The sequence below is a fragment of the Streptomyces sp. NPDC090077 genome, assembly GCF_044747545.1.
GTDB lineage: Bacteria > Actinomycetota > Actinomycetes > Streptomycetales > Streptomycetaceae > Streptomyces.
The window spans coordinates 82359-96639 of the sequence record NZ_JBIVEG010000015.1; the positions used below are offsets into that span (position 1 = coordinate 82359).

Below are 14281 nucleotides of genomic sequence, written 5' to 3' on the forward strand. Positions count from 1 at the left end.
GAGTGGCTACAGTCAGTGTCCGCATCGCGTCGCACGGCAACGAAGACCGAAGTGCAGCCGCCGGCGCGCGCCTTGGCGCGCGCCACCTGGGGGCGGCCATGCCACGGCACGCCGGACCGACGGGAAGCGTGAACTCGTACCGCATGGGAGGAGTGTCATGAGCGTCAGCGCCCTGGACCACGTCGGATCCGAACCGGAGGGGGGACTCACCTACCGGATGGTCGCGCCCAGTCGGGCCGCGACGGTGAAGGTCGCCCGGGACTGGGTGGTGGCGGTGTTGCGGAGTGCCGGGTGTGGGTCGGAAGTGGGGGAGCGGGCTCGGCTCTGCGTGTCCGAGGTGGTGACCAACGCGCACCGCCACACCGGCACCCCCGAGATCGCCGTCGAGGTGTCCCTGCTCGGGGGGAGGGTCACCGTCTACGTCTACGACTGCGCGCCCGAGCGGTGGCCCGAGCAGGGTGGCGGCGGGGTGATGGCCACCTGCGGGCGGGGGCTCGCGCTCGTCGCCGCCACCGCCGACGACTGGGCGGCCGTCGCGCAGGGGGACTGCGTCAAGGTGGTGTGGTTCAGCTTCGAGGTGGCGGTGTGACGCGGCGAGGCCGCCCGGGGGTGCCGGGCGGCCTCATCGGGAGGTCGGGTCAGCAGGGGCGGATGTGGTAGACCGGGGTCCAGTTCGCGGTGCCGGTGTCCTTGGCCACGTTCGACCAGCGCTCGCTGCCGTCGCTGTTGTAGAAGCGGGCCCGCGTCCCGGAGGTCTGGTTGTTGTTGAACGTGCCGTTGCCGATGCCGTTGAAGTCGTAGTAGCCGCAGCGGTAGTAGTCGTAGTTGTTGCCGTTGCCGTCCGTGATGCACAGGTGGCCGTTGTTACAGGCCAGCGCCGTGTCCGGAGAGGCGAGGTCGCGGGTATCGGTCTGGCCCGGGGCCCGCAGGACCACGCTGCCGCCCGCGGTGGACAGCTTGTTCGCCGACACCTGGCGGGCCGACGGGTCCGACGCGAGTAAGGCGTCGACCTGCTGCTGGAGTCCGGCGGTCTGCGCGGCGGTGAGGCCGGCGGCGGTGGTCTGCTGGGAGTAGGCGGTCGTGGAGGCGGCTTCGGCGGTCAGGACCGGGCCCGCGATCAGGGCCGCGGCCGCGGTCATCGTCGCGAGGATCTTGCGCGGTGACATGGGTGTTCCCCTTTTCGTCTTCGGCAGCCAGGTGGCCGCCGCTCGTGGCGGCGGTCTGGGAGTCGCGGGACTCATCGTTCCGAAGTCGCGGTAGGGCGTGAAAGGGGTGAATCGGCCGGGTTGCGGCTCTTGTCGGGTTACCTCTGCTCTGCGTGCGTCTCAGGGGCCCCGGGAGTTTCCGAACTGATGCGTGGTCCACGCATCGTTCTTGCTGGCCGGGCGGGATGTTTCGTCACCGTCCGCTGTGGAGGCGGTTGCGTGGCGTGATGGGGCTGGCGCCGGCCGTCGTCGGGAAGGGCTCGTACCCTTGCGGGATGCGGCCCTCCGAGGATCAGCCACGCAACACGTTCGGCTACGCACCTCCCGAACCGGCAGGGTGCGAGGGCCCGGAGGCGCCTGCTCCGCCGGACGGGACGGATGTCCCGGGGGCGGTCGGCGACCCGCCCCCGGACGCGCTTGCGGAGGGATGGGCGGCCCCCACGCGGCCGGGCGACTTCCCGCCCGACTACCGGTCCGGCCCGGCCTGACCCGTCAGAGCAGTGCCACCGGGGCCACCGGGGTGCCGGTGCCGCCGACGAAGGGTTCCGGCATCGCCGAGAGGAGGAAGGAGTGCCGGCCGGCTTCCGCACAGGCTGTGGACAGTTCCTCCAGGTTCCAGTTCTGGCCCTGGTGCATGCCCATCTCCACCAGGTCCAGCGCGTGCACCGGCAGCCACAGGTTCTCGATCTCCGGCGGGAAGATCTCGAAGGTGAGGGTGTCGTTCGCGACGGCCGCCACGTCCCGCGCGTGGAACCACTCCGGGGTGTGGACGGACAGGCCGGGCGACGGGAAGCCGTAGCCGTGCTTGTCGCCCGCCAGGTAGACCTGGATCTGCCCGGTGCGGACGAGGACGACGTCCCCCGCGCGGACCGTGACGCGGCCGAACTCCTCCGCCTCCGCCAGGTCCCCGGGGGTGACCGCGTGGCCCCCCGGGAGCCGGTCCAGGCCCTTGGCGCGGGCCACGTCCAGCAGGACCCCGCGCGAGACGATGTGCCGGGCCTTGTCGATGCCGCTGAACTCCGCCCGCCCGTGCGCGGTGATCGTGGACGCCGGGCGGCCGTTGTAGATGCGGCCCGAGTGTGAGACGTGCGTCAGGGCGTCCCAGTGGGTGGCCGACTGGAGGCCCATCGTCACCGCGTCGTCGGAGCAGGCCACCGTGCCCGGGCCGAAGAGCTCCTGGTTGATCTGGACCATGGTGTGGAAGGGGTTGACCCGGCCCGGGATGAGGCCCGACTGGACGCCGTCCTCCTTCAGGGGGAGGGCGAGGGGGATCCGGCGGCCCGTGTGGACCTCCGCGGCCGCCGCCCGCACCACCTCGTCGGTGACCAGGTTCAGGGTGCCGATCTCGTCGTCGGCGCCCCAGCGGCCCCAGTTGTTGATCCGCTTGGCGATCTCGTGGAACTCGGGAGGGAGGGACACCGGCCATCAGCTCCTAGGGCTCGGGGCTTGCTCAGGGCTTGTGTGAAGGGATCTGACTGGTCATAGAATCTAACGGTCCGTCAGAAAACACGGGAAGGGGTCGGCCGTGGGGAACTTCTTGGCAGGGAAGGTGGTCGCCGTCACCGGCGCGGGCCGGGGCATCGGCCGGGCAGTGGCGCTCGCCGCCGCCGCCGAGGGCGCCAAGGTCGTCGTCAACGACTACGGGGTCGGGATCGAGGGCGGCGAGCCCACCAGCGAGATCGCGGAGAACGTGGTCAAGGAGATCCAGGCCGCCGGCGGCGAGGCCGTCGCCGTCGCCGACGACATCTCCACCATGGCCGGCGGCCAGCGCATCGTCGACACCGCCCTCGCCGAGTACGGGCGCGTCGACGGGGTCGTCTGCGTGGCCGGCATCCTGCGCGAGCGGATGCTGTTCAACATGTCCGAGGAGGAGTGGGACCCCGTCGTCGCCACCCACCTCAAGGGCACCTTCACCGTCTTCCGGGCCGCCTCCGCCGTCATGCGCCGCCAGGGCTCCGGCACGCTCATCGGCTTCACCAGCGGCAACCACACCGGATCCGTCGCCCAGGCCAACTACAGCGCCGCCAAGGGCGGGATCATCTCCCTCGTCCGCAGCGCCGCCCTCGGCCTCAACAAGTACGGGGTCACCGCCAACGCCGTCGCACCCGTCGCCCGCACCCGGATGTCCGCCAACGTGCCGATGGAGCTCAAGGAGATCGGCGACCCCGAGGACGTGGCCGCGCTCGTGACCTACCTGCTCAGCGACCGCGCCAAGGCCGAGAACATCACCGGGCAGGTCTACACGATCGCCGGCCCCAAGATCGCCGTCTGGGCCCAGCCGCGCGAGCTCCGCGCCGGCTACGCCGAGGGCGCCTGGACCCCGGAGAAGATCGCCGACTTCCTCCCCGGGACCGTCGGCACCGACCCCATGCCGATGCTCGCCCAGCTCGAAGCCATGGCCAAGGCCGCCGCCGCCAAGGACCGGCCCAACGCCTGAGAGGGAGGGGAGCGGCGTGGACTTCAGCTTCGGGGCCGAGGACGCGGCACTGCGCGCCCGCGCCCGCGCATGGCTCACCGGGCACCTCGTCGGCCCGTACGCGCAGGCGGTCGGCCTCGGCGGACCGGGCAGCGAACACGAAGGGGTCGGGGTCCGCCGCGACTGGGAGCGCGAGCTCGGCCGGGGCGGCTGGATCGGCCAGGGCTGGCAGGAGGAGGGCTACGGCAACCGGCGGCTCTCCCTCACCGGACAGGTCGTCTGGGCCGAGGAGTACGCGGCGCTGCGCGCCCCCGCCCGGGTCGGCCACATCGGGGAGAACCTCCTCGCCCCCACCCTGATCGCCTACGGCAGCCGCGAGCAGAAGGACCGCTTCCTGCCCGCGATCGCCCGCGGCGAGGAGCTGTGGTGCCAGGGCTACAGCGAACCCGGCGCCGGCTCCGACCTCGCCGGGGTGCGCACCGTCGCCGTGCGCGACGCGGCGGACGGGCTGCTGCGCGTCACCGGGCAGAAGATCTGGACCTCCCTGGCCCGCGAGGCCGACTGGTGCTTCGTCCTGGCCCGCACCGAGGCCGGCTCCCGGCGCCACCGGGGGCTGTCCTTCCTCCTCGTGCGGATGGACCAGCCGGGCCGCGTCGAGGTCCGCCCGATCCGGCAGATGTCCGGCACGGCCGAGTTCAACGAGGTCTTCTTCGACGGGGCCGTCGCCGCCGAGGTCGTCGGAGGCGAGGGCAACGGCTGGGCCGTCGCCATGGGCCTGCTCGCCCTGGAGCGGGGTGTCTCCACCCTCGTCCAGCAGATCGGCTTCGCCGCCGAACTGGAGCGCGTGGTCACGGCGTACGCGACCGCGGGCGCCCCCGATCCGGTCCTGCGCGAGCGCCTCGTACGGCAGTGGGCGGAGCTGCGCACCATGCGCTGGAACGCGCTGCGGACGCTGGGGGCGGCGGCGGGGGATCCCGGCGCGCCGAGCGTGGCGAAGCTGCTGTGGGGCGGGTGGCACCGGCGGCTCGGGGAGCTGGCCGTCCAGGTGCGGGGGGCGGTGGCGGCGGCCGGGCCGGGGCTCTGGGCGCAGGGGGAGCCGTACGAACTCGGGCTCGACGAGGAGCAGCGCCTGTTCCTGTTCACCCGGGCCGACACGATCTACGGCGGCTCGGACGAGATCCAGCGGAACATCATCGCCGAGCGGGTGCTCGGCCTGCCTAAGGAGCCCAGGTGAGAGGCGTCGTGTTCGACGGCAAGCAGGCCCAGGTGGTCGGGGACCTGGAGATACGGGAGCCGGGGCCGGGTGAGGTGCTGGTCGCGATAGCGGCGGCCGGGCTGTGCCACAGCGACCTGTCGGTGATCGACGGGACCATCCCCTTCCCGCCGCCGGTGGTGCTCGGTCACGAGGGCGCCGGTGTGGTCGAGGCGGTGGGGGCGGGGGTGACGCACGTGGCGCCGGGTGACCACGTGTCGCTGTCGACGCTCGCCAACTGCGGGGCGTGCGCGGACTGCGACCGGGGCCGGCCGACGATGTGCCGCAAGGCCATCGGGATGCCGGACCGGCCGTTCTCCCGGGCCGGGCAGCCGCTGTTCCAGTTCGCCTCGAACTCGGCGTTCGCGGAGCGGACCCTGGTCAAGGCCGTGCAGGCGGTGAAGATCCCCGAGGACGTGCCGCTGACCTCGGCCGCACTGATCGGCTGCGGGGTGCTCACCGGGGTGGGCGCGGTGCTGAACCGGGCGAAGGTGGGGCTCGGCGAGACCGTCGTGGTCATCGGCACCGGCGGGATCGGGCTGAACGTCATCCAGGGCGCCCGGATCGCGGGCGCGTCGGTCATCGTCGCGGTGGACGCGAACCCGGCGAAGGAGGCGGTGGCCCGGCAGTTCGGCGCCACCCACTTCGTGGACGCCTCCACCGTGCCCGACACCTCGGCGGCCGTCCGGGAGGTCCTGCCGACCGGCGCGGACCACGCGTTCGAGTGCGTCGGCAACGTCCGGCTGATCCGGCAGGCGGTCGACCTCCTCGACCGGCACGGGCAGGCGGTGCTGCTCGGGGTGCCGGGCTTCAAGGAGGAGGCGTCCTTCCTGGTGTCCTCCATGTACCTGGACAAGACGATCATGGGCTGCCGGTACGGGTCCTCGCGCCCCCAGCACGACATCGCGCTGTACGCCGAGCTGTACCGGCAGGGGAAGCTGCTGCTGGACGAACTGGTGACGGAGGTCTACCCGGTGGAGGACTTCGCGAAGGCCGTGGACGACGCCCACCACGGCCGGGTCGCGCGCGGGGTGCTCACCTTCTGAGCCGGGCGGCCCGGACGGCCCGCCGCCGCATCACGCGCGGCGGGCCGTCCGGGCGGGCGCCCGCGCGCGGAGGTCAGTCGGCCAGGCGGGCGAAGCGGCCCTTGTGGAAGAGGAGCGGGCCGTCTTCGCCGGAGGCGCCCAGGGCTTCGACGCGGCCGACCACGATGAGGTGGTCCCCGCCGGTGTGGACGGCGTGGATCCGGCAGTCGATCCAGGCGGGTACGTCGTCCAGCTGCGGGGATCCGGTCGCGGGGGCGGGCCGGTGGGCGACCCCGGCGAACTTGTCGGCGCCGCTGACCGCGAAGGCCCGGCACAGCTCGCCCTGGTCGGCGCCGAGGATGTTGACGCAGAACACCCCGGCGCGGGCGATCCGCGGCCAGGTGGTCGACGTACGGGCCACCATGAAGGTGACCAGGGGCGGGTCCAGGGAGAGCGAGGCGAAGGACTGGCAGGCGAAGCCGGCCGGACCCTCCTCGCCCTCGGCGGGCGGGGCGGTGACGACCGTGACCCCGCTCGCGAAGTTGCCCAGTACGGCCCGGAACTCGGCCGGGCCGACGGGTGCGCGCTCGTCCTCGCCGACGGCCCGGAGGTCGGGGCGGGGCAGTGCGTCGACGTGTCCGGCGGAGGTGGGGGAGCCGGCTGATCTGAGGTATCGGACGACGGTGGCCGCCATCCCTGCGTGTCCCATCACCCTTCCGATTGAAGCTGACGGTCCGTCAGATGGGAAGGGGTGCGGAGGTCCCCGCAGCACCCGGACGGGTGAATCCGCCCGGCCTCGGGCGGCCGTGCGCCGTCCCGCCTGCGCGAGGGGTGGGCATGGTGGCCAGCGACCGTGTCGCCCCACCCGCTGGAGGACCCATGCTCGGCACCGCCTTCCGTACCGGATCGCCCAACTGGCTCGACCTCGGCAGCCCCGACACCGCCGCGGCCGCCTCCTTCTACGGGTCGGTCTTCGGCTGGGAGCTCGTCTCGGCGGGGGAGGAGGCGGGCGGGTACGGCTTCTTCCGGCTGCACGGCAAGACCGTGGCCGCCCTCGGCCCGCTCACCGAGGAGGGCGCGGGCTCGGCGTGGATGGTGCACTTCCAGAGCTCCGACATGCAGGCCACCGCCGAGGCGGTGCTGGCCGGGGGCGGAACCGTGCGGATGGAGCCCATGGACGTCATGGGCGAGGGCTGGCTGGCCCAGTTCACCGACCCGCAGGGTGCCCAGTTCGCCTCCTGGCAGCCCGGCAAGACCGGCGGGCTGGAGATCGCCTCCGAGGTGAACACCCTGGTGTGGGCGGAGCTCCACGTACCGGACCCGGTCGCCGCGATCCGCTTCTACGCCGGGGTGTTCGGCTGGCGGTACGTGGAGATGGAGACGCCGGGGATGACGTACCGGGTGCTGAGCATCGGCGAGGGGGACCAGGAGGAGGGGTCCTTCGGCGGGGTGGCCCCGCAGGGCGAGGGCGCGGGCGGCGCCTCGACGATGGTGCCGCGCTGGGTGCCGTACTTCCACGTGTCCGACGTCGACGCCACCGTCACGGCCGTCGAGGGGAACGGCGGAGCGGTGCTCATGCCCGCGGTGGACGTCCCCGACGTCGGCCGGATCGCCTGGGCCTCCGACCCGGCCGGTGCGGTGTTCGCGCTGCTGAAGCCCGCCCCCGGGATGTAGCGGAAGGGGCGGCCGGGGTCCGGCCGGCGGGGCGTGCGCCCCGCCGGCCGGGCCGGGTCACGGAGTCGTCTTGCCCACCTCCAGGTCGGCCGTCGGCTCCTTCACGGTCCCCGCGGGCGGGCCGGCCGCCGCGCTGGTGTTGTTGGCCGGACGCGGGTCGGCGGTCAGCGAGTCGACCGTCGCCGTGTTGCGGATGTCCGAGCCGTTGCCGGTGTACTCCGGGTCCAGCTTCACCCTGATGACCCAGGTCACCGAGGCGCCCGGGGCCAGGTGCGCCAGCGGGCCGCAGGTGACCGTCCGGCCCGAGGTGCAGGCCGCGTCGCCCGAGACGAAGCTCAGCGCCGTCGGCAGGGTGTCGGTGACGGTGACCTGGTCGGCCTGCGAGGGGCCGTTGTTGGTCACCGTCAGGGCGTAGTCGAAGCTCTCGCCCGGGGCGATCGCGGCGGTCTGCACCGCCCGCTTCACGATGGCCAGGTCGGCCGAGGCCTCCGCCACGTGTCCGCCGGGGACGGTCGCGGTGCCCTTGTCGTTCTGCGACGCCGGGTCGATGTTGTCGGCCGTGACCTCGGCGGTGTTCTTCAGGTCGGAGCCCGTGCCCTTGTAGGCCGGGTCGATCTTCACCGTCAGCAGGTACTCGACGGTCTCGCCGACCTTCAGCGGGGCGGTGCGCCGGCACGACACCAGGCGTCCGGCGGCGGTGCAGCCGGACGGCGTGGAGGACACGTACGACAGGCCCTCGGGCAGGTTGTCGGTGAGCTTCACGTTGAACGCGTCCGCCGACGGGCCGTTGTTGGTGACCCGGATCCGGTAGTCGAACACCTCGCCCGGCACCGGCGGCCGGGTGCCGACGGCCTCCTTGACCACCCCGAGGTCCGCGGTCGGCTTGTTGACGCGGCTGCCCGGCAGGCCGGCGGGGCTGCTCGTGTTGTTCTCCGGCTTGGGGTCCTTGGTCCGGGCGGCGGCGGTGGCCGTGTTGCGGATGTCGGAGCCGTCACCGGTGTAGGTGCTGTCCAGACGGACCGTGAACCGCCACGTCCGGGACGCCCCGGGCTCCAGCACGGCCTGCGGGCCGCAGGTGACCGTGCCGTCCGTGGCCTGGCAGCCGTCGGCCGCGGGCGAGGAGACGAACGCCAGCTGCGACGGGAGCCGGTCGGTGACCGAGGTGTTCAACGCGCGCGACGGGCCGTCGTTGGTCGCCGTCACCACGTACTCGAAGGTCTGCCCGGGGGCGATCACCGTGTCGTTCGCGGTCCGCTTCGTCGTCCACACGTCGGCCTGCGGCTCGGTCACCCCGCCCGGCGGCAGCACGGGCCGCGAGGTGTTGTCCGCGGGCTCGGGGTCCTTCGACGCCGAGGTGGAGGTGGCCGTGTTGCGCAGGTCCTCGCCGTCGGAGGCGTACGCCGGGTCCAGCTTCACCTTGAACGTCCACACCGCGTCCCCGCCCGGGATCATCCGCGCCAGCGGGCCGCAGGTGACCGTCCGGCCGGACGCCGAGCACGGGTCGGAGGAGGACACGAAGGTCAGCCCGTCCGGCAGGGAGTCCGTCACCGTCACGTTGCGGGCGTCCGAGGGGCCCTTGTTGGACGTGCGGATCTCGTACTCGAACTCCTGGCCAGGCACCGTCGGCCCCGCCCCCAGCGCCGTCTTGACCGTGGCCAGGTCCGACACGGGGTCGAACGGCCCGGGCGGCAGCACCGGGTCGGGCTTGTTGTTGCCCGGGTCCGGGTCGGTGGCGTCCGAGGTGCCGGAGGCGCTGTTGCCGAGGTCCTTGCCGTTGCCCAGGTACGAGGCGCTCAGCCGGGCGTGGAAGCTCCAGCTGCGGCTCTGCCCGGCCGCCAGCTGCGGTTCGGGCCCGCAGGTGACGGTCTGGCCGACGGCCGTGCAGCCGTCGGAGGAGTCGACGAAGGTGATCCCGTCCGGCAGCCGGTCGGTGGCCTTCACGTTCCGGGCGACCGACGGCCCCTTGTTCCTCGCGGTCAGCGTGTACGTGATCAGGTCACCGGGGGCCTTCGCGGCCTTCGCCACCGCCAGGTGCGTCGTCACCTCGGCCGGGGCGAACCGTGCCGCCGTGGCCCGGGCGGTCGTGGGCTGGGCGGCCGCTGGGGGCGGCGCGGCCCACAGTGCGGCCGCGCAGAGCAGCGGGGCCAGGGCCCGCGCCACCGGCCGCCGGCCTGGGGTCGTCGTCATCGCGCATCGTTCCGTTTCGTGCGTGAGAGACCGTACAGAGCGCTGTACGGGAGATCGGGGGAGCGCACCGGGGCGGGCGCGGGGGTCAGCCCGCGCGCACGCCCTTGGACAGCTCGATGTCGGCGGCCGGCGGGGCGACCCGGCCGCCCGGGGTGCCCGCCGAACCGCTGTTGTCGGCCGGGTTCGGGTCGGCGGTGTCGGACACGGCCGTCGCGGTGTTGCGCAGGGCCGTGCCGTCGCCCGCGTACGCCGGGTCCACCCGCACCGTGAACGTCCACGCGCGGCTGCCGCCCGGGTCCACGGCCGCCTCCGTCCCGCAGGTCACGTCACGGCCGGAGGCGGTGCAGCCGTCCCCGGACACGAACTCCAGGCCCGCCGGCAGCGGGTCGGTGACCCGTACCTTCCGGGCCACGGACGGTCCCGCGTTGCGCACCGTCACCGTGTACGTGAAGGACTCCCCGGGCGCGACCGGCGCACGGTCCTGCGCCGCCTTCGTGAGCGACAGGTCCGCCCGCGCGGCCGCCGGACCGCCGGGCGGGCCGGCCGCCGCGCTGGTGTTGTTCTCCGGCCGGGGGTCGGGCAGGCCCTGCCGGACGGACGCCACGTTGCCGAGGTCGGTGCCGTCGCCCGTGTAGGCGGGGTCCAGCCGGACGCGGACCGTCCACGAGGCGCTCGTACCCGCGTTCACGGGACCCCGGGGCGGACAGGACAGCTGCTGGCCGGTGGCGGTGCAGCCGCTGGACGAGGACACGAACCGCAGGGGGGCCGGCAGGGTGTCCGACATCAGCACCGTCTGCGTGTGCGAGGGCCCCAGGTTCCGTGCGGTGATCCGGTACTCGAACTCCTCGCCCGGGGCCACCGGGCCGGACCCGACGCCCTCCTTCTCGGCGGCCAGGTCGGCGCGGGCCGTGACGGTGACGTCGGAGGCGGTGGAGGTGTTGTCCGCCGGGTTGGTGTCCGTGCGGTCGGCCGGGGCCGTCACCGTCGCCGTGTTGGAGAGGGAGGCGGGCTGCGCGGGCGCCCTGCCGGTGACCGTGTAGGTGACGGAGCCGCCGCGTTTGAGGTCGGCCTTCGTGTCGAGGGTGCTGCCGCTGCCGGACGCCGTGGCGCAGGTGCCGCCGGTACCGGCCTTGCAGGTCCAGGTCACGTCGGTGAGACCGGGCACGGTGTCGCGCACGACGGCGCCCGTCACGTCGTTGGCCTGGCTGTTGGAGACGGTCACCGTGTACGTCACCGGGTCGCCCGCCGGCACCGTCGACTGCGCGGTCGACTTCACCACCTTCAGGTCGGCGGGCACGTTGATGGCCAGGTCGTCGATCTCGTGGATGTTCGTGGCGCTGCCGGTGCCGGCCGAGAAGCCCACCTTCAGGGTGGCGGGGAGGGCGGGCTGGCTGGTGATGGTGGTGACGTCGAAGTCGGTGACCAGCTGGGTGAGGGCGGTGCCGGGGCCGCTGTCCGACCACACCGACAGCAGCATCTTCGTACCGCTGGGCAGCAGTGAGACCCGCACCTTGCGCTCGTTGGCCCGGCTGCCGGTCTCCACCGTCGAGCCGGGGCCGTCGGCGGCGGTGGCGTAGCGGTAGCCGGTCGTGCCGCTGCCGCCGCCGCGCACCACGATCTTGTTGGCCTGGGTGCCGGGGCCGCCGTTGCCGACCCCGTCGGAGGAGAAGTTGCCGAACTCGTCCAGGCCGATGCCGAGGTAGGCGCCCGGCACACCGGAGGTCAGGCAGCGGGAGAGCGCGCCCGAGCAGGCGTAGCCGAGGCTGCCGCCGGTCGGGCCGGTGCCGTCGGCGGCGGTGCCGTCGGTGAGGTAGAAGGACAGCCCGTCGCCGCGCTTGCCGGCGAAGGCGGTGCCGCCGTAGGTGGCGTAGCGGAACTCGGCGACGATGCCGAGGGTGGTGGAGAAGGTGTCCTTCATCTTCCAGGTGCCGGCCTGGCCGGTGCTCGCGGACGTCAGCCGCAGCCAGCCGCCGCCGGCCGGGTAGGAGGCGTTGCCGCTGGCCGTGCCGAGGTTGGCGGAGCTGTCGAAGGCCTCGTTCACCGGGAACGCGAGGGCCGCGCGGGGGCGCTGCACGGCCCCGGCGGGGGCGGTCGCCGTGAACGCGGCCGCGCACAGCAGGGCGGCGGCGGCCGCCGCCCGCCACCGGGCGGCCCTCACCGGCGGCGTGCGGTGGCGCGCAGGGCGGCGCCGCAGGTGAGGAGGGCGGCGGAGGCCCAGGCGGCCCACTGCGGCAGACGGGTGCCGCAGTCGGCGAGTTCGCCGGGGGCGGGGCGCTCCGCGGGGGCCTGGTGGCCGGGGGCGGGCCTGCCGTCGTCGGGTGCGGGCCTGCCGTGGTCGGGTGCGGGCCTGCCGTGGTCGTCGGGCCGGTCGGCTTCGTGCTGGGGGCCCGGCTTCTGGGAGTGGTGGTGGTCGGCGTGGTTCTGGCGGGGGGCGTGCACCAGGCACAGGCGGCCGCCGTCCGGGCCGGTCGTGCCCGGGGCGTTGGAGTTGTCGGACGGGTCCGGGTCGCGCACGACGGAGGTGACGCGGGCGGTGTTCTCGATCGGGCTGCACCGGCCTGCGGGCGGGTTCGCGGCCCGGTCCTCCTCGGTGCCGTCGGCGGCGCGCACCGTGATGCGGAACTCCGCCGTGGCCCCGGGCGGCAGCCGGTCGAGCGCGGGACACCGTACGAGGGGCTCCTCGCCGGGGGCGGTCGTGCAGTCGTCGGGGGAGTACAGCAGGGTCAGCGGGGCCGGGAGCCGGTCGGTGACCGCGACCTGGCGGGCGGTCGCCGGGCCCGCGTTGTGCACCGAGATCAGGTACGTGAACTTCTCGCCCGGCCGTACGTCCTCGCGGCCCTCGGCGAGGACGGCCGTCTTGGTGAGGGAGAGGTCCGCGAGGAGTGCGCTGGGCGGGAGGACGAGGCCGGTCAGGGAGGTCGAGTTGTTCGCCGGGCGGGGGTCGGTGGTGCCGGCGTCGACGACGGCCTCGTTGACGATGTCCCCGCCCTCGCCCCGGTAGCCGGGCGCGAGCCGCACCGTGATCACCCAGGTGTGCGAGGCGCCGACGGCGAGGGTGGGGAGGGGGCCGCAGGTGACGGTCCGGCCGGCTGCCGTGCAGCTGCCGTCCCGGGAGGTGAGGAACTCCAGCGCGGCGGGGAGGCGGTCGGTCACGGTGACCCGCCGGGCGGTGGAGGGGCCGTGGTTGGTCACCGTCACGAGGTAGTCGTACGTCTCGGTGGCGCGCGTGGTGTGCTGCGGGCCCACGGCGGCGGTCACCGTCAGGTCGGCCGGCTCCTCCGGGGCGGGCGCGGCCGCCCGGGCGGGGACCGCGGACAGGAACACGGAGGCCGTCGCCGCGCACAGTGCGGACAGTGCGCGTGGCAGCCGGGTTTTCGCTCGCCAGGTAGGACCCATGCGGTCAGCTATTCACATGAACGAAGCCCGTCGGGCGCGGCGAATTGATCACTGCTGCCTCATGGGTGATCGATTTCAGTCGTTCGGGGCAGAACTCAGCGCCCCAGGTACTTCGGGGTGCGCCGCTCCACGAAGGAGGCCACACCCTCGTTCGCGTCGGCGGTGGTCATGTTGAGCTCCTGGGCGGTGGCCTCGGCGGCCAGCGCGGTGGCCCGGTCGACGTCGAGGGAGGCGTTGACCAGCTGCTTCGTGAGCGCGAGGGCACGGGTGGGGCCCTGCGCGAGCCGCTCGGCCCACTCGCGGGCGGCGCCCTCCAGCCCGTCCGCGGGGACCACCCGGTTCACCAGACCGAGCCGGGCGGCCTCCTCGGCCGGGACGGCGTCCCCGAAGAACATCAGCTCCTTGGCCTTCTGCGGACCGAGCAGCCGGGGCAGGAGGTAGGCGCCGGCCCCGTCGGGGACCAGGCCGCGGCGGACGAACACCTCGATGAAGCGGGCGGTGTCGGCGGCGATCACGAGGTCGCAGGCGAGGGCGAGGTGGGCGCCGATGCCGGCGGCGGTGCCGTTGACGGCGGCGATGACGGGCTTCTCGCAGTCCAGGACCGCGGTGATCAGGCGCTGCGCGCCGAGCCGGATCATGCGCGCCACGTCGCCGGCGACCCGCTCGCCGGCGGTGTTCCCTCCCCGGAGGTCGGCACCGGCGCAGAACCCCTTGCCGGTGGCGGTGACGACGACGGCCCGGACGCCGGGGTCGGCGGAGGCGGCGTCGAGCAGCCCGATGACGCGGTCGCGCTGGGCCGGGGTGAGGGCGTTCATGGCGTCGGGGCGGTTGAGGGTGATCCAGCTGACGGCGGCGTCGGTGCGGTGCAGGATCTCGTCCGAGGGGGGCATGGGGTCTCCGTTCGTCGTTGCCGTTGCCCTGGCCGGGCGGGGGTTGGTGTGGTCCCGGGCGGGGTCTGGCCGGGGCCGGGGCCGGTGCCGGTGGGCGTGTGCGGGTGGTTGGCCGCTGCGCGGGGCGGAGGTCCCCTACCCGCCCTTCGCCCGTTCCCCGGGCTGCGCCCGGACCCCTACGGCGCTACCGCGCCCGCGCCTCAAACGCCGGCGAGGCTGGAAGATCCAGCCTCGCC

Annotated in this window: 12 protein-coding genes; 5 read left to right on the plus strand and 7 right to left on the minus strand. The window is 73.9% G+C overall.

Annotated elements, in window-relative coordinates; genetic code table 11:
* Positions 1 to 157: 157 nt before the first annotated feature.
* Positions 158 to 589, plus strand: coding sequence for an ATP-binding protein (locus ACIPW5_RS23980; protein ID WP_401248396.1), 432 nt, complete (start codon positions 158 to 160; stop codon positions 587 to 589).
* Between the two features lie 49 nt (positions 590 to 638).
* Here ACIPW5_RS23980 and ACIPW5_RS23985 read toward each other — a convergent pair whose 3' ends face one another.
* The gene (locus ACIPW5_RS23985; protein ID WP_401248398.1) at positions 639 to 1166 is read right to left on the minus strand and encodes a hypothetical protein; all 528 of its coding nucleotides are present in this window, start codon (positions 1164 to 1166) and stop codon (positions 639 to 641) included.
* 531 nt (positions 1167 to 1697) lie between these two features.
* Positions 1698 to 2624, minus strand: coding sequence for a cyclase family protein (locus ACIPW5_RS23990; RefSeq protein WP_401248401.1), 927 nt, complete (start codon positions 2622 to 2624; stop codon positions 1698 to 1700).
* 106 nt (positions 2625 to 2730) lie between these two features.
* On the opposite strand from ACIPW5_RS23990, the gene ACIPW5_RS23995 reads away from it, so the two are divergent.
* From ACIPW5_RS23995 to ACIPW5_RS24005, 3 genes are read left to right on the plus strand one after another with little or no spacing between them, the layout of a single operon-like run.
* Positions 2731 to 3642: an SDR family NAD(P)-dependent oxidoreductase gene (locus tag ACIPW5_RS23995; protein WP_401248404.1), complete on the plus strand. Its 912-nt coding sequence runs from the start codon at positions 2731 to 2733 to the stop codon at positions 3640 to 3642.
* A 16-nt stretch (positions 3643 to 3658) separates the two neighbouring features.
* Positions 3659 to 4855, plus strand: a complete 1197-nt coding sequence (locus ACIPW5_RS24000; protein WP_401248407.1) for an acyl-CoA dehydrogenase family protein — start codon at positions 3659 to 3661, stop codon at positions 4853 to 4855.
* Positions 4852 to 5919, plus strand: coding sequence for a Zn-dependent alcohol dehydrogenase (locus ACIPW5_RS24005; RefSeq protein WP_401248409.1), 1068 nt, complete (start codon positions 4852 to 4854; stop codon positions 5917 to 5919). Before ACIPW5_RS24000 ends, ACIPW5_RS24005 begins: the two co-directional genes overlap by 4 nt.
* A 73-nt stretch (positions 5920 to 5992) precedes the next feature.
* On the opposite strand, the gene ACIPW5_RS24010 is transcribed toward ACIPW5_RS24005, so the two are convergent.
* Positions 5993 to 6607 (minus strand): flavin reductase family protein, encoded by a 615-nt coding sequence (locus tag ACIPW5_RS24010; protein WP_401248411.1) that lies wholly within the window; start codon positions 6605 to 6607, stop codon positions 5993 to 5995.
* 170 nt (positions 6608 to 6777) lie between these two features.
* Between ACIPW5_RS24010 and ACIPW5_RS24015 the strand changes: the two genes are divergently transcribed.
* Positions 6778 to 7572 (plus strand): VOC family protein, encoded by a 795-nt coding sequence (locus ACIPW5_RS24015; protein ID WP_401248413.1) that lies wholly within the window; start codon positions 6778 to 6780, stop codon positions 7570 to 7572.
* A gap of 57 nt (positions 7573 to 7629) precedes the next feature.
* Here ACIPW5_RS24015 and ACIPW5_RS24020 read toward each other — a convergent pair whose 3' ends face one another.
* The 4 genes from ACIPW5_RS24020 to ACIPW5_RS24035 all read right to left on the minus strand — a co-directional run bounded on the left by ACIPW5_RS24020 (position 7630) and on the right by ACIPW5_RS24035 (position 14045).
* Positions 7630 to 9759 carry a DUF11 domain-containing protein gene (locus ACIPW5_RS24020; protein ID WP_401248416.1) on the minus strand — a complete coding sequence of 710 codons (2130 nt, stop codon included), beginning with the start codon at positions 9757 to 9759 and terminating at the stop codon, positions 7630 to 7632.
* Between the two features lie 85 nt (positions 9760 to 9844).
* Positions 9845 to 11917 carry a hypothetical protein gene (locus ACIPW5_RS24025; protein ID WP_401248419.1) on the minus strand — a complete coding sequence of 691 codons (2073 nt, stop codon included), beginning with the start codon at positions 11915 to 11917 and terminating at the stop codon, positions 9845 to 9847.
* Positions 11914 to 13083 carry a DUF11 domain-containing protein gene (locus ACIPW5_RS24030; RefSeq protein WP_401248421.1) on the minus strand — a complete coding sequence of 390 codons (1170 nt, stop codon included), beginning with the start codon at positions 13081 to 13083 and terminating at the stop codon, positions 11914 to 11916. The genes ACIPW5_RS24025 and ACIPW5_RS24030 overlap by 4 nt, the downstream gene beginning before the upstream one ends.
* Positions 13084 to 13250: 167 nt before the next feature.
* Positions 13251 to 14045: an enoyl-CoA hydratase/isomerase family protein gene (locus ACIPW5_RS24035; protein ID WP_401248424.1), complete on the minus strand. Its 795-nt coding sequence runs from the start codon at positions 14043 to 14045 to the stop codon at positions 13251 to 13253.
* Between the last annotated feature and the right edge of the window lie 236 nt (positions 14046 to 14281).

Coding starts and splice junctions, on each gene's coding strand:
- ACIPW5_RS23980 (WP_401248396.1), top strand. CDS start 158: ATGAGCGTCAGCGCCCTGGACCACGTCGGATCCGAACCGGAGGGGGGA.
- ACIPW5_RS23985 (WP_401248398.1), bottom strand. CDS start 1,166: ATGTCACCGCGCAAGATCCTCGCGACGATGACCGCGGCCGCGGCCCTG.
- ACIPW5_RS24010 (WP_401248411.1), bottom strand. CDS start 6,607: ATGGGACACGCAGGGATGGCGGCCACCGTCGTCCGATACCTCAGATCA.
- ACIPW5_RS24015 (WP_401248413.1), top strand. CDS start 6,778: ATGCTCGGCACCGCCTTCCGTACCGGATCGCCCAACTGGCTCGACCTC.
- ACIPW5_RS24020 (WP_401248416.1), bottom strand. CDS start 9,759: ATGACGACGACCCCAGGCCGGCGGCCGGTGGCGCGGGCCCTGGCCCCG.
- ACIPW5_RS24035 (WP_401248424.1), bottom strand. CDS start 14,045: ATGCCCCCCTCGGACGAGATCCTGCACCGCACCGACGCCGCCGTCAGC.